This is a genomic window from Streptosporangium sp. CA-135522 (assembly GCF_050949235.1).
Taxonomy (GTDB): domain Bacteria; phylum Actinomycetota; class Actinomycetes; order Streptosporangiales; family Streptosporangiaceae; genus Streptosporangium.
Window position 1 is genome coordinate 1,641,574 of the sequence record NZ_CP192026.1, and the last position, 15,241, is coordinate 1,656,814.

Consider the following 15,241-nt stretch of genomic DNA (forward strand, 5'->3'; position numbering starts at 1 on the left):
TCCCGTCCTATGAGGCGCTCACGGCACCGATGCCCGTCGTGCGTGACGAAGACGGCACGATGATCGGCACTCGGGTGCCCCGGCGATTCCCCGTCGGCGACGGCGAGGAGACGCCGCTGGTCCCGCGACGTGACGCCGGTGGACCGTTCCCTCCGTTCTCGCCCTCCGGCGCCGTGAGCACGTTCGGTGACGCCGGACGGCCCGGTGCCACCGGCGCGTTCGGCGCCGGCGGCACGCTGAGTGACACGGGCGCTACCGTACGGCCCGGCCCTCCGGCCCGCGCCGGAGGCAGGGTGATCCGGGCGGTCGTCGGCGTCGCGTCCGCCGTCCTGACCGTCGCCGCGGTCGTCGTGGCCTTCCTGCTGTTCGCCGGTGACGAATCCGAGGACCCGGTGCCGATGCCGCGGGCCGACGCGGCCACCGAGCCGATGCTCCCGCGGGCCGTGCCCACGATCACGCTGCCCGGCGTGCCCAAGGTGAAGGCGCTGCAGCCGTTACCCGGCACGCCCAGCCCGGTGCTGGGCGCGGTGAGTGACACCAGGGCCGCGATCACCTACGTCAAGCTGGGCGGGCCGTGGCAGATCAGGGCCATCCCACAGTTCTCCGTCGGCCAGCAGGTGGGCGCGGCGCGGCTGCCGCGCACGATGGTCGCCTCCGGCCCGTTTCCCGGTGCGGCGCCGGCCGTCGCGCCGAGGACCGGCGCCGATTTCCGCAGGGTGGCGCTGAGCGCGGTCAGGTGGACGATCCGCAACCACTATCCGGCGGGCAGCAAGGTGGCCTGGACCGCCTCGCAAGCGCCGGCCACCGGCAAGGGGTGGATGTTCGGCTATCGGGTGACCTACCGGGTGAAGGGGGAGCGGCACAGCTCCGAGGCGGCGCTCACCCTGCTGGATGTGGGCCGCAGGAAGCCCGCCGTGCTCTTCGTGACCGTGCCGGACACGCGCAAGCAACTCTGGGCTGATATCGCACCCTTGGTGGCAAGCGCCCGCGCGTTGTGATGGAAGTACATTCTAGAATATGGTTCTGCCACTGAACCGTGTCTGGAGGCTGTCATGGCGATCGGGTTGAGCGAGGAGCACGAGGCGCTCCGCGAGTCGGTGACCGGTTGGGCCGAGCGGAACATCCCGTCCGAGGTCGTGCGCGCGGCCATCGCGGCCGAGCATGAGGAGCGCCCCGCCTTCTGGTCCGGCCTGGCCGACCAGGGACTGCTCGGCCTGCATCTGCCGGAGGAGCACGGCGGCAGCGGATACGGCCTGCTGGAGACCGCCATCGCCGTCGAGGCCCTCGGCGAGCGGGTCGCCCCCGGCCCCTACGTCCCGACCGTCCTGGCCGGCGCCGCCATCCTGGCCTCCGACGGCAAGGCTCATGCCGAGCTCCTGCCCGGCCTCGCCGACGGCATGCTGACCGGCGCGGTCGCGCTGACCGGTTCGGTCACCGGCACCCGCGGGGAGGACGGTGCGCTGACCATCGGTGGCGTCGTCGAGCCGGTCCTGGGCGGCGCGCTCGCCGACGTCCTGGTGCTCCCGGTGAGCACCGACCGCGGTGAGGAGTGGGTCGCGCTGGACGCCTCCGAGGCCACCGTCACCCCCGTCCGGTCGCTGGATCTCACCCGCGGCGTGGCCAGGGTGGAGCTGGACGCGGTGACCGTGCCGGCGGGGCGGGTGCTGGACGGCCTGCAGGGCCCTGACGTCCTGAACCTGGCCGCCGTCCTGCTCGGCGCGGAGGCCGCGGGTGTCGCGTCGTGGTGTGTGAGCGCCGCGTCCGACTACGCCAAGGTGCGGGTGCAGTTCGGCCGCCCGATCGGCCAGTTCCAGGGTGTCAAGCACAAGGCCGCCCGAATGCTCGTCGCGCTGGAGCAGGCCCGTGCCACCGTATGGGACGCCACCCGTGCCGCCGAGCGGCCGGCGGGTGAGGGGGCGGACGCGACCGACGGCGCCGGCGACGAGCTCGCCTATGCCGCCGCGATCGCGGGTGTGATCGCCCCCGACGCCGCGGTGCAGTGCGCCAAGGACGCCATACAGATCTTCGGCGGCATCGGCTACACCTACGAGCACGACGCCCACCTCTACTACCGTCGCGCGCTGACCCTGCGCGCGCTGCTCGGCCCCTCCGCCGACTGGGCCGAGTCGGTCGCCTCGCTGGCGCTGCGCGGCGTGAGCCGGGAGATGGAGATCGACCTCCCGGACGACGCCGCCGCGCTGCGCGAGGAGATCCGCGCGGAGATCGCCGAGATCGCCGGGTTGGAGGGCAAGGAGCAGAAGCGGGCCCTGGCCAGGGCGGGCTACGTCATGCCGCACCTGACCAGGCCGTGGGGCCGCGACGCCAGGCCGCTGGAGCAGGTGCTCATCTTCCAGGAGCTCAAGGCCGCCCGGGTCAGGCTGCCTCAGATGATCATCGGTGCCTGGGTGGTGCCGTCGATCGCCGCCTACGGCACGCCCGAGCAGCAGGAGCGCTTCCTGCCCGCCACGCTGAGCGGCGAGATGATCTGGTGCCAGCTCTTCTCCGAGCCGGGCGCCGGCTCCGACCTCGCCTCGCTGCAGATGAAGGCCGAGAAGGTCGAGGGAGGCTGGAGGCTCAACGGCCAGAAGATCTGGACCTCGGTCGCCCACGTCGCCGAGTGGGGCATCTGCATCGCGCGCAACTCCTCGGCGGGTTCCAAGCACGACGGCATCACCTACTTCCTGGTCGACATGAAGGGCCAGGGCGTCACAGTCCGGCCGCTGACCGAGATGACCGGTGAGAACCTGTTCAACGAGGTCTTCCTCGACGACGTGTTCGTCCCGGACGAGCTGGTCGTCGGGGAGGTCGGCCAGGGCTGGAAGGTCGCCCGCAACACCCTGTCCAACGAGCGGGTCTCGCTCTCCTCGGGCGCCGGCGGCACCGGCTCGTCGGTCCCCGACCTGATCGGGCTGGCCGGTCGGCTCGGCCGCGAGCTCACCCCCACCGAGCGCCAGGAGCTGGCCCATGTGGTCTGCGAGGGGCACTCGATCAACGCCCTCGGCCTGCGGGTGACGTTGAAGCAGCTCACCGGTGCCGAGCCGGGTGCCGATGCCTCGGTCCGCAAGCTCCTGTCCACCTCGCACGCCCAGCACGTCTCGGAGTGCGCGGTCGGGCTGCTCGGCGCCTCCGCCGTGGTCGCCGCCGACATGAAGCTCGGCGACGCGGGCTACTGGAACCGCGCCGTGCTCGCCACTCGCGCGATGACGATCTACGGCGGCACCACCGAGGTGCAGCTCAACATCATCGGCGAGCGCATGCTCGGCCTGCCCCGCGATCCCGAGCCGGGCAAGTAGGCATACGAGGCGGTGCCCGCGGACATGACCGCGGGCACCCCTTGAAGTCGGTCATGACTGCGGGCACCCCTTAATGTCGGTCACTATGCGCAGCGAGCGGGTCGAGACGGCGAAGCGGTTCGCGCCCGCCCTGCTCGGCCTGCTGCTCGGGGTGCTCGCCCTCGGGCCCGCCCTGGGGCCCGGGTTCGTGCTCAGGTACGACATGGTGTTCGTGCCCGACCCGCCGCTGAACCTGCCGGGAGCGGGTTTCCCCCGGGCGGTGCCCAGCGACCTGGTGGTCGCCCTGCTGTCCCGGATCGCGCCCGCACAGGTCGTCCAGAAGGCGATCCTGATCGGAATCTTCGTGCTGGCCGCGTCCGGCGCGGCCGCCCTGGCGCCCTCGCGCCGCCTCGGCCCGCGCCTGGTGGCGGCGGCCTTCTACGCCTGGAACGCCTATCTCGCCCAGCGGCTCCTGCTCGGCCAGTGGGCGCTGCTGCTGGGCGTCGCGGGGCTGCCCTGGGCGGTGCGCGCCGTGGTGTCCGGCGGGCGGACGCGCCTGGCCGCCGCGCTGCTCCCGGCGGCCGTGGGCGGCTTCCAGGCGATGCTGGTCTCCGGGGTGGTGCTGCTCCCGGTGGCGGCGACCGCGCCGGCTCCCAGCCGGACGGCGCGGGCGCGGCGGGTGGTGACGGTCGCGCTGGTGCTGGGCGGGTTGAGCCTGCCGTGGCTGGCGCCCGCCCTGCTCAGCCAGGCGGTGACCGATCCCGCCGGGGCGCGGGCGTTCGCGGCCAGGGCCGACGGGCCGCTCGGAACGGTCGGCAGCCTGCTGTCGCTCGGCGGCATCTGGAACGCCAACGCCGTCGTCCCCGGTCAGGGGGCGTGGTGGTCGGCGATCGTCCGGCTGGCGCTCGCGGCGGTCGCCGTCTGGGGGTTCGTCCGGCTGCCCGGCACGCAGCCGCCGGACCCGGCTCGGGACGGAGTGGCGGAGGCTGCGCGGGACGAAGCGGCGGAGGGTGGAGCGGCGGAGGCGGCGCGGGACGAAGTGGCGCAGGCGGCGCCGGGGCGGCCCGGCCCGGGGGAGGCTCCGCCGTACCGGATCGGGCTGGCGGTGGCGGCGGGAGCCGGACTGGCCGTCGCACTGGCGGGGGCCTTCGCGCCGGGCGCGCTGGGCGGCCTGATCGCCCGGTGGCCCGGGTTCGGGCCGCTCCGCGACGGACAGCTCTATATCGCCCCGCTCGTCCTGTTCCAGGCGGTGGGTCTGGCCTCCGCCGTCGCGCGCTGGAACTCGCGCGCCGTCACGGCCGTCGCGGTGGCCGTTCCTGTCATGGTCCTGCCGACCTTCGCGCTGGGCGCGTTCGGCAGGCTGTCAGCGGTCGACTACCCGGACGAGTGGCGCCGCGTCCAGTCGATCGTGAACGCCGATCCGGCGCCGGGCGCGCTCCTGTCGCTGCCGTGGGGGGCGCATCGGGCGTTCGGGTGGAACGACCGCCGGGTGATCCTCGATCCCGCGACCAAGATGTTCCGGCGCCGGGTGCTGTGGAACGACGCGTTGCTGGTGGGCCTGCCCGGAGGAGGCGTGCTGCGGGTCGCCGCGGAGGACCCGGCGGTCGCCGCGGCGCAGGCGGCACTGCGCGCCGGATCGGACGCTCGGGCGGCGGCGCTGGCGAGGCTGGGGGTCCGTTACGTGCTCGGCCCGGCGAGCGATAACGCGTTTCACGATGCCGTGACCGTCTTCCAGGGGCGGGAGATCCGCCTCCTGCGCCTCGACCCGCCTTCTTGAGCTGCGCATCCCCGCAGCTCCTGGAAGTACCCGACGGTAACTTTCTTTGTCACGGTTTCACTAAGCCTATGGCCTATGAGATGAATCACGTTCTACTCTCGGCACACTGTCCGGATTCTGGAGGGAGAGCTCAGTGATACGAGTGATCGCGGCCCTGGCCGTTGGGGCGGTCCTTGCGGTCGGCGCCTCCGTGGCCGTGGTGAACGTGGCCTCGCCCACTCCCGAGCCGCCCAACCGGCCGCTGTACAACTACGGCGACAGGTGATCCGAGGGGCCGTCTGACGGTCCCTCGGACGTCGTTTCCCCAGCCCGCACGGGCTGAACACAGTCATCAGAACGGGGTCTGGCTCCGCCATGCCCCGAGTCGGGCGCGCGTCGCCGTAGAGGACCGAGGAGACACCGTGACCGACACCCTGGCCGACACCCTGGGCGACACCGCGGCCGGTGCAGCAGCCAACGCGGTAGCCGGTGCGGTGGCCGGAGCGGTGGCCTTTTCCGGCGGGGGCGTGAACGCCGGATCGCGTTCGCCGAACCCGCCGCGGCCCGGCCTGAGCGTGGAGGTCACCGCGACTCCGGAGGCGCCCCTGCACGGCGTCCGGGTGGCGATGCTGAACTTCCGCGAGCCGCAGCAGTCGGTGGCCGGCGGCGCCGAGGAGTACGCCTGGCAGGTCAGCCGATATCTGATCGCCCAGGGCGCCTCGGTCCACTTCGTGACCAGCCGCGAGCCCGGCCAGCCCCGACTAGAGCGGCGCAACGGCGTCGAGCTGCGCAGGATGGGCAACCGCTACCTCGTCTACCTGCTCGTGCCGCTGTGGTTGCTGCTGCGCCGCCGCCGCTTCGACGTGGTCATCGACTCGATGAACGGCATCCCTTTCTTCTCTCCCCTCGTGGTGCGCCGCCGCACCGCGGTGATCTGTCTGGTGCACCACGTGCACGACCGCCAGTTCCACGCCTTCTTCCGCCCGTGGCTCGCCAGGATCGGCTGTTTCGTCGAGGGCCCGGTGGCCCGGCTGCTCTACAGACGGCGCACGACGATCACGGTTTCGGAGTCGTCCAGGGACGACCTGCGCACCCGGCTGCGCTGGCTGGCGCCGATCCAGGTCGTCCCGAACGGCAGCCCCGCGGTCCGTTCGGTCGCCCAGCACGCCCTGCCCGGCGACCCCGCGGTGGTCTACCTGGGCAGGCTGGTCGGTCACAAGCGGGTCGAGCGCGTCGTCGCCCTGGCGGCGGAGCTGGGCGACAGCCGTCCCGGCCTGCACGTGCACGTCGTGGGCCGCGGTCCGGAGTCCGGAGCCCTCGCGGCCGCGGCGGCCGGGCTCGGCGTCGCCGACCGCGTGCACCTGCACGGATTCCTCACCGAGCCGGAGAAGAACGCCGTGCTCGGCTCGGCCCTGCTGAACGTGACCGCCTCGGAGTTCGAGGGCTGGGGCCTCACCGTGATCGAGGCGGCCGCCTTCGGCGTGCCCACGGTCGCCTACGACGTCGCCGGGCTGCGCGACTCGGTCCGCGACGGCGTGACCGGCTGGCTGGTCCGTGACGGCGAGGCGCTCGCGGACGTGGTGGACCGCGCGATCGGGGAGCTGGCCGACCCGGTACGGCGCGCGGAGATCCAGCAGGCCTGCAGGTCATGGGCGAGCGAGTTCACCTGGGGAAGAACCGGCGCTACTATAACCAGACTTATCACCACGGAACTCCCCCCGGTCGGTCGCCGTCGCCGGCACGCGAGCTCCGTGGGCTCGCCGGCCCGGACCTCCGACCTCCGTCTCGCCGTAGGTGAGACCGACCCCATTTGAGTGCCGCATTGACCCCTGACCGCACGGACGCCGGGCCCGCCCGGCTGCGGCACCGGCTGCACCTGCTGGCGGGTTGCCTCCTTCTCGGGGCGATCGCGTTCAACACCTCGCCCGGCCAGGTGATCTCCGAGACCAAGCTCGACATGGCGCTCAACCCCCTCGGCTTCCTCGCCAGGGCGGTGCATCTGTGGGACGGCGCGTTCTTCGGCCACCTGCAGAACCAGGCCTACGGATACCTGTTCCCGATGGGCCCGTTCTACGCGCTCTTCCAGGCGCTCGACATGCCCCCGTGGAACATCCAGCGTCTGTGGATGACCCTGGTCCTGTGCGCCGCCTTCCTCGGTGTCGAGCGGGTGGCCCGCGCCATGGACATCGGCACCCCCGCCACACGTGTCCTGGCCGGTCTGGCCTACGCCCTGGCCCCGCACGCCATCACGCTGATCGGGGTCAACTCCTCGGAGTTCCAGCCGAGCGCCGCACTGCCCTGGATCCTGCTGCCGCTCGTGCACGGCACGAGACCGCAGGCGAGCCCGCGCAGGACCGCGGCCCTGTCGGCGCTGGCGTTCCTGTTCGCCGGCGGGGTCAACGCCGTGGCCGAGCTCGCCGTACTCGTCGTGCCGCTGCTGTACCTGCTGACCCGGCGTGGCGGGCGCCGCAGGCGGCACCTGCTGCTGTGGTGGCTGGGCTGTGTGGCCGCGGCGTCGATGTGGTGGCTGATGCCCCTGCTGGTGATGGGGCGCTACATCTTCTCCTTCCTGCCGTTCATCGAGACCGCCGACGCCACCACCAGCGTCACCTCGCTGATCAACATCCTGCGGGGCACCTCGGACTGGCTCGCCTTCCTGCCGGTGGACGGGCAGCCGTTCCTGCCCGCGGCGTTCGAGCAGGCGACCGGACCCGTGATGATCGTGCTGACCGCGCTCGCCGCCGGCCTCGGCCTCGCCGGGATCGCCGCCCGGTCCACCCCGGAGCGGACCTTCCTCACGGCGAGCCTGCTGGCCGGGGTCGTGATCGTCTCCGCCGGGCACGCCGACGCCCTCGCCCACCCGTGGACGGAGCAGGTGCGGGCGTTGCTGGACGGCCCCCTCGCGCCCTTCCGCAACCTGCATAAATTCGACGCGCTGATCCGGCTCCCGCTCGCCCTCGGCCTGGCCGCCCTGCCCCTGGCCGGTCCGGTACGGCTGCGCAGGCCCGTCCTCGCGGTCTCGGCCGCCCTCGTCGCCCTCACCGCCCTGCCCGTCGCCGTCGCCGGGATCACCCCCGCCGGCGGTTTCGCCGAGGTGCCCTCCTACTGGAAGGACGCCGCGACCTGGCTGAACCGCAACACCGGCAGCGGCATGGTCCTCGCCGCGCCCGGGTCGCGCCGGGGCGAATACCTGTGGGGCCGGCCGATCGACGAGCCCATGCAGTCGCTGCTGACCGTGCGCTGGGCCACCCACACCAACGTCCCCTGGGGCTCGCCGGGGCTCGCCCGGCTGGTCCAGGCGATGGACGAGCGCTTCGCCACCGGCCGGGGCTCGCCGGGTCTCACCTCGGCGCTGCGCCGAATCGGAGTCACCTACCTGCTCGTCCGCAACGATCTCGCCAGAGAGGGGCTGGGCACGGCCTGGCCCGCGCGGGTCCACGAGACCATCGAGGAGTCCACCGGCCTGCAACGGGTCGCCGCCTTCGGCCCGCAGATCGGGACCAGGGCCAACTCGACGGCCTCCGGCTGGTTCGAGCAGCCCTATCCCGCGCTGGAGATCTACGCGGTGCCCGACCCCGCACCGCTCGTCGCCACGGTGCCCCGCGACGGGACGCTCCGGGTCGCCGGGGCGCCCGAGGCGGCGCTGGCCCTCGCCGAGGAGGGCCTGCTCGACGACGACCGGCCCACAATGGTCGGCGACGAGCCGGGCACGGCCACGACGCCGGCCGCCGACCGGGTGGTGACCGACACGCTGCGCCGACGTGAGATCGTCTTCGGCGACCTGCGCCGCATCGGCACCGCCACGCTCACAGAGGACCAGCCGCTGGAACGCGGCGGGGACAGCGACCTCACCGACCCCGCCTGGACCGGCGCCACCGCGACCGCCCGCTACTCCGGCGTCCAGGACGTGCGGGCCTCCTCCGCCGAGTCCGGTGTCGGGGCCGGCGAACGCCGCGACCCGGGGCGGCAGCCGTACGCGGCGTTCGACGCCGACCCGCGCACCGGGTGGCGCTCCGACGGCTGGCACGGCGCGGTCGGGCAGTGGCTGGAGGTGCGCTTCGTCGAGAGCATCGACATGCCGCAGATCACCGTCGCCTTCGAGAAGGGGGCGCTGGGACCTCCCGTGGCGGAGGTCGCCCTGGAGACCGCGGCCGGAAGGCGCCTGGCGCCGGTCGGGGACTCGGCCGACCCGCAGCTGCTGCGCCCGCCGGTCGGCCGTACCTCCTGGCTGCGGATCCGGGTGACCAAGCTGGCCACCGAGCCCCGGTCAAGGCTCGGCACCCGCGTCGGCATCACCGAGGTCGCGGTTCCCGGGGTGAAGCCCATGCGCAGCATCGTCGTCCCCCCGGACGGCAGGCAGGATCCCGGCACGGTGCTGCTGACCCGCCAGGGCTCGGCGCCCATGTGCATGCACGGGTCCTCGACGTGGACCTGCTCGCCGTCCCTGACGATCACCGGTGAGGACGGCTCCGGCTTCGACCGCACCTTCGCCGTCGGTGACGGCGGGGAACGCGCCGTCACCGGCCGGGCCGTGCTCACCGACCCCGTCTCCGCCCGGCTGCTGACCACCGTCCCCGGCGTCTATCCCCAGGTGACCGCCTCCTCCACGCTGACCGACCACCCGGCCGTGCTCGGCCGCGCGGCCATGGACGGCAACCTGGACACGGTCTGGTACGCCCAGACCTTCGACCGCCACCCGACCCTGACCGTAAAGCTCCGCAGGAAGACCACGATCTCGCAGATCATGGTCCTGTTCCCCGACTCCTTCCTGGGGCAGCCGCCGGTCAAGGTCAGCGTGCGCGGCGGAGGCCGCGCGGCGCAGGGCTGGGTCGGCTCCGACGGGCGGGTCTCCTTCACGCCGATCCGCACCGACCGCCTGGAGATCGGTTTCACCGCTCCGGCGTCCCGGCCCATCGAGGTCTCGGAGCTGACCATCCCCGGGGTGAAGCCGCCCGGCTCGCTGGCGCCGTTCCCGCTGAGGCTGCCCTGTGGCTACGGCCCGACGCTCACCGTGAACGGCAACGCCGTGCCCACCGAGATCGTGCGCGGCACGCTGGACGACGCGGTCAACGGGCGCCCGCTCGGCTACCGCGCCTGCAAGGCGGTCGAACTGGGCACCGGCACGGCGCGGGTCACCGCCGCTCCCAGCGACGCCTTCAGGATCGAGTCGGTGGTCGTGCGTGCTCCCGCGGAGGAGACCCGGCGCGCGGTCAGGGCCGCACCCGCCGTCGCCGAGTCGTGGGGGCAGGAGGAGCGCCGGGTCCGTGTGGCGACCACGGCCCCCTCCTACCTGGTGGTCAACGAGAACCACAACGCCGGCTGGCAGGCCTACCTCGACGGCAGGCGGCTGACGCCGGCCAGGCTGGACGGCTGGCGGCAGGCCTGGGAGCTGCCCTCCGGGCAGGGCGTCGTGACCATGCGCTACGAGCCCGATTCCGCCTACCGCACGGCGCTGCTCGGCGGCTGGACCCTGGTGCTCCTGGTGGTGGCGCTCGCGTCCATCCGCCCCTCCCGGCCGGTCCGGTCGCCGGCGGCGGCGCCCGCCGCGGTCCGCGCGGCCTTCGTCTGGCCGCTCGCCCCGCTCGTCGGCCTGTGGACCGGGGGCCTCCCCGGCGCCGCGATCGCCGCCGGGGCGCTGGCGCTGTTCGCCTGGCTGGGAGCCGTGGCCCGGGCCAGGCACGCCCACCTCGGCACGCTCCCCGGCCTGGCGGGCGCGGCGGCCACGCCCTGGGCGCTCCTGGCGCCACCCGGCCTGGCCGGTCTCGCGCTCGCCGCCGGCACCCTGTACGGCGGGGCCGACGCGACGGAGGCGCTCGCCCGGCCCCTGACCGGCGTCGTGCCGCAGGTGCTCTGCCTGGTGACGCTGGCGTGGCTGATGGCGTCGATCCCCCGGCGCCCCGCGGCCGCGCCGCCTTCACCGGGCCGGGCCCTGACCCGGCAGCCCGGGTCCGAGCCCGGGTCCGGGGTCGCCGGGGCAGGGGTCGGGTCCGGTTTCGGGAAAGGGACAGCGTCCGAGTCCGGGTCCGGGTCCGAGTCGGTGGGGGTGGGCCGGTGACCCGATCCGGGATTCCCCGCGCGGTGTTCGCGGGCGCGGGCGCCTTCCTCATCACGCTCGCCGCGCTCCTGCGCTTCTACGTCTACGAGAGCGTTCTCGTCCTGCCGCTGGAGCAGGGCCGGACCTACCGCCTGGTCGCGGCGGACGCCGACTATTTCGACACGGGCACGCTCACCTCCCACACCGGCGTCCCGCTGGTGTCGACCAGGACGCTGAGCGGGGACGCCGGCGCCGGCGGCGGCGACACGGCGGTGTGGGTGGAGTTCGTCTCGCTCACCACGGCCTCCGGCGACCGGATCGACTACCACGAGCGCAGGACCGCCTTCGACCGCAGGACGGGGATGACGGTCGACTGCTGCGAGGAGTACGTCGACGACGACCCCGACGCCCGGCAGTCCGGACTGGCCTTCCGCCTGCCCTTCCGCGCCGAGCCGCGCTCCTACCCGATGTACGACACGATGCTCCGGGCGGCGGTTCCGCTCCGCTACGAGGGCCAGGAGCAGGTGGACGGCCTGCTGACGTATCGCTACGCCTACGCGGCGGGCCCGATCAAGATCGAGGATCTCCCCGGGCAGTTCCCCGGAAAAGTGCTGGGCCTGCCCGAGTGGAGGGCCATCGGTGTCTCCCGCTACGCCGAGGTGACCCGCACCCTCTGGGTGGAGCCGGAGAGCGGCCTGACGGTGAAGACCCGCGAACGGCACCGGCAGGGGCTGCGCACCCCCGATGGGATCGAGCGCAAGATGAGCCTCCGGGCGGACCTGGTGATGTCCCCGGAGGACGTCGCCGCCAAGGTCGCCGACGCGCGTGCCTTCACCCGCTGGGTTCTCCTCGTCCGTGACCTGCTCCCCGGGGTCTTCCTCGCAGCCGGGCTTCTGCTGGCCTTCCTGGGCGTCCGCTCCCGCAGACCGTCCCGAGGCCTTGGGCCCGGCCCCGCCGTACCGGACGCGCCGGCGACGGAGAGGATCGGGCCGGAGCCGCCTGAGCCGGTGAAGCCGCCTGAGCCGGTGAAGCCGGTAGAAGCGCCGGAGCCGCCTGAGCCGGTGAAGCCGGTGGAAGCGCCGGAGCCGTCGGAGTCGCCGGGCCCCGAGGCGGGGTCGGTCCTCCGGGGTCCTGAGGCCGGGTCGGTTCTCCCGGGGCCCGAGGGCGAGCCGGAGCGGGCCGGGCGGGAGCGCGGGTGAGCGGCGACGGCCCGATCGAGGTGGAGCTGCGACTGCCGGGGTGGACGCGGAGCCCGTTCGTGCGGCGGCACGGGCTCACGGTCGCGGTATCGCTCCTGCTGCTCGCGGGGCTCGCGCTCAAGGGATGGCTGCTCAGCCGCTCCTTCTTCGCCGAGGACGACATCGTCTTCATCGGACGGGCCGTCGCCGAGCCCTTCGGCCGGGACCATCTCCTCCGGGTGCACATCGGCCACCTGATGCCGGGCGCGCTCGCCCTGGTCCGGGCCGTCACGGCGGTCTCCCCCTATGACTGGGGCCTGGTCTCGGCAGTGATCATGGCGCTGTACGCGGGCGCGGCCCTGGCGCTCCACCGGCTGCTGCGCCTGCTCTTCGGCGCCCGGCCTCTCATCCTCGTCCCGTTCGCGCTCTTCCTGTTCGCGCCCGCCGGTTTCCAGGCCGCCACCTGGTTCGCGGCGGCCCTCAACATCCTGCCGCTGCAGATCGCCATGCTCATGGCCATGTGCTCCCAGGTGCTGCTGATCCGTACCGGCAGGGCCGGGCACGCCCTCGCCGGGATCGCCTGGACGCTCGCCGGCCTGCTCTTCTTCGAGAAGGCGCTCTTCATCCCGCCGGTGCTGTTGCTGCTCACGGTGCTGCTGGCGCGTGAGCACGGCGTGGCCGGGGCCGTGCGCAGACACCTGGTCCTCTGGCTGGCCTACCTGGCGGTGGGCGGCGCCTATCTGACCGGCTACGTCCTGCTCACGGGACGGGCCGGCGGGCCGGGGTTCGCGGTCCCGGACTTCTACGCGGCGATGGACTACCTGGGGAGCTTCCTCGGGGGCACGGTGCCGACCCTGCTCGTGGGCGGCCCGCTGAGCTGGGGGCAGGAGACCACGGCCGGTCCGCTGGTCGCCCACCGGGCCGTCGAGGTCGCGGTGGCCTGGCTGGTCCTGGCCGCCGTCGTGGCGGGCACCTGCCGCAGGCGTCCCACCGCGTCCGCCGCCTGGGCCCTGGCCGCGGGTTACCTCCTGGTCGTGGACAGCTTGCTGATCATGGTCAGCAGGTCGGGGTCGGCCCAGCACGCCTTCGAGAGCCGCTACGTCGCCGACGCCCTGCCCGTGCTCGCGGTCTGCCTGGCGCTGGCCCTGATGCCGTGGCGAGAGGAGCCCGAGGAGGGTCCTGAGGAGAGCGGGGCCCCGGTGCGGGGCTCACCGGAGGCGGTGGTCTCGCGACGGGACCTCTCCGGGGGAGGCGAGATCCCGCGGCGGGATCCGCCGAGGGCGGGCGGGGCCGCGCGGGCGGCGTCACCGTTCGTCCTCCCCGCCGCGTGCGCCTACGTGGCGCTCGCCCTCGTATCGGCGTCGGGCTTCGCCCAGGGGCTGCCGGGCGAGCGCAACCGCGCCTACTTCGCGGCGGCCCGCGCGGATCTGGCCGCGCTCGATCCCGAGACGGGCGTGTATCCCTCGTTCGTGCCCGACAGGATGCTGTTCCCCTGGCAGGCCGTCGAGGACCGGCTGACCTCCCGGGCGCTCAGCCCGCTGGTCGAGGGCGCGCTGCGGGACAGGGTCGGGCGGCCGGGGACGTCCTACCGCGCGGTGACCTTCGACGATCGCGGCCACCTGGTGCCCGCCACCGTCTTCGGCGGATACGTGGCGGCCGAGGCCGGCTCCTGCCTGCCGCTGCGCGGCGGCACGGCCGTCGCCGACCTCCCCGCCGCCCGCGAGGGCAACGTCGTCCGCCTCGACTACCGCGTGCCGCGCGACACGCGCGCGACCGTGCTCAGGGGCGACCGGCGAAGCGAGGTCCTGCTGCGGGCCGACCGGGAGCGGGTCTACCTGCCGGCCGCGATCGTCCCGGGGCCGGTACGGATCTCGGTCCAGGGGGACCGGGCATGCCTGCGCGCGGTGGTGCTCGGCGCGGCCGTACCGGACGGCGGTGTCCCGGCGGGCGCCGGAGGTGGCGGCTTCGCCGGAGCGGTCGGCGCCCGGGCGGGCGCGGACGGTGGCGGCTTCGCCGGAGTAGCCGGTGCTCAGGCGGGCGCGGACGGTGGCGCTTTCGCTGGAGCGGTCGGCGCCCGGGCGGGCGCGGACGGTGGCGCGAACAGTGGCGCGGAGGGGGCGGTCAGTGGCGGCGCAGGATGAGCAGCAGGTTCCAGCTCACGATCTCGCGCAACCCGGGGACGTGGATCACCGGGGTCGCCCAGCGTGGGTGGTAGCGGGGCAGCGCGTCCAGGACGGTGGCGTCCGGCTGCCGCCTGGCCCAGCGCAGCGCCGCGCCGACCGAGACCGGGTGGAGGCTCGTGCGGTAGACGTTCTTCGGGGATTTGCCATATTTGCGGGTGTAGCGGGCGGCGGCGCGGTGGCCGCCGAGATAGTGCCAGGGAGACGTCTCGTGGCCGCCCCAGGGGGACAGCCAGTTGGTGAAGGACAGGTAGACCACGCCACCCGGCCGGGTCACCCGGACCATCTCGTCGGCCATCCGCCAGGGGTCGGGCACGTGCTCCAGCACGTTGGAGGAGAAGCAGACGTCCACCGAACCGGTCGCCAGCGGCAGGTCGAGCGCGCTGCCCAGCACCGCCCCTTCGGGAGCGGCACCCTGCCGGGCCATCATCTCGCCGGCGTCGCAGTCCACGCAGACCGGCCGGGCGCCCGCCGTCCGCAGCACGTCGGTGAAGTAACCGGGGCCGCCACCGACGTCGGCGACGAGCGCGCCGTCCAGCTCGGTGTAGGAGGCGAGCTGGGCCACCGTGTCGCGGGCCAGCATGCCGTAGAAGAAGTCCGGATCGCTCTGCTCCTTGCGAAAGGCGCCGAGCAGCCTGACCGACCGGCCCAGAGTGGCCCGGAACGGTGCCTGAGGGGTCTCCAACGCTGCTCCTCTACGGAGTAGAACAAATCAGGTGTCCGCGGGGTCGAACAAACCAGGTGCGCCGGAGCATAACACCGCGTTGGTGGCAATCTTGTCCTGCTCGTAGGGTGTTCCGCCGGAGCACGGGATCAGAGGG

Annotated in this window: 9 protein-coding genes; 8 read left to right on the forward strand and 1 reads right to left on the reverse strand. The window is 73.7% G+C overall.

Annotation, left to right across the window (positions count from 1 at the left end; all coding sequences use genetic code 11):
* Positions 1–38: 38 nt before the first annotated feature.
* The 8 genes from ACQPYK_RS07975 (at position 39) to ACQPYK_RS08010 (ending at position 14,381) form a co-directional block, all read left to right on the forward strand.
* Entirely contained in the window at positions 39–998 is a 960-nt protein-coding gene (locus tag ACQPYK_RS07975) for a hypothetical protein (RefSeq protein ID WP_433252523.1), read from the forward strand.
* Between the two features lie 54 nt (positions 999–1,052).
* On the forward strand, positions 1,053–3,293 hold the full coding sequence (locus ACQPYK_RS07980; RefSeq protein WP_433252526.1) for an acyl-CoA dehydrogenase: 2,241 nt from the start codon (positions 1,053–1,055) through the stop codon (positions 3,291–3,293).
* Between the two features lie 85 nt (positions 3,294–3,378).
* Complete coding sequence (locus ACQPYK_RS07985; protein ID WP_433252529.1) at positions 3,379–5,049, forward strand: hypothetical protein; 1,671 nt, start codon at positions 3,379–3,381, stop codon at positions 5,047–5,049.
* Between the two features lie 133 nt (positions 5,050–5,182).
* Entirely contained in the window at positions 5,183–5,314 is a 132-nt protein-coding gene (locus ACQPYK_RS07990; protein ID WP_306858894.1) for a hypothetical protein, read from the forward strand.
* A gap of 136 nt (positions 5,315–5,450) precedes the next feature.
* Positions 5,451–6,842 (forward strand): glycosyltransferase family 4 protein, encoded by a 1,392-nt coding sequence (locus ACQPYK_RS07995; RefSeq protein ID WP_433252532.1) that lies wholly within the window; start codon positions 5,451–5,453, stop codon positions 6,840–6,842.
* 8 nt (positions 6,843–6,850) lie between these two features.
* Positions 6,851–11,083, forward strand: a complete 4,233-nt coding sequence (locus ACQPYK_RS08000; protein WP_433252535.1) for an alpha-(1->3)-arabinofuranosyltransferase domain-containing protein — start codon at positions 6,851–6,853, stop codon at positions 11,081–11,083.
* Entirely contained in the window at positions 11,080–12,261 is a 1,182-nt protein-coding gene (locus ACQPYK_RS08005; RefSeq protein WP_433252538.1) for a DUF3068 domain-containing protein, read from the forward strand. Before ACQPYK_RS08000 ends, ACQPYK_RS08005 begins: the two co-directional genes overlap by 4 nt.
* Positions 12,258–14,381, forward strand: a complete 2,124-nt coding sequence (locus ACQPYK_RS08010) for a hypothetical protein (protein ID WP_433252541.1) — start codon at positions 12,258–12,260, stop codon at positions 14,379–14,381. The genes ACQPYK_RS08005 and ACQPYK_RS08010 overlap by 4 nt, the downstream gene beginning before the upstream one ends.
* Here the strand turns inward: ACQPYK_RS08010 and ACQPYK_RS08015 are convergent.
* Positions 14,362–15,105 (reverse strand): class I SAM-dependent methyltransferase, encoded by a 744-nt coding sequence (locus ACQPYK_RS08015; RefSeq protein WP_433252544.1) that lies wholly within the window; start codon positions 15,103–15,105, stop codon positions 14,362–14,364. The genes ACQPYK_RS08010 and ACQPYK_RS08015 overlap by 20 nt on opposite strands.
* Positions 15,106–15,241 lie beyond the last annotated feature (136 nt).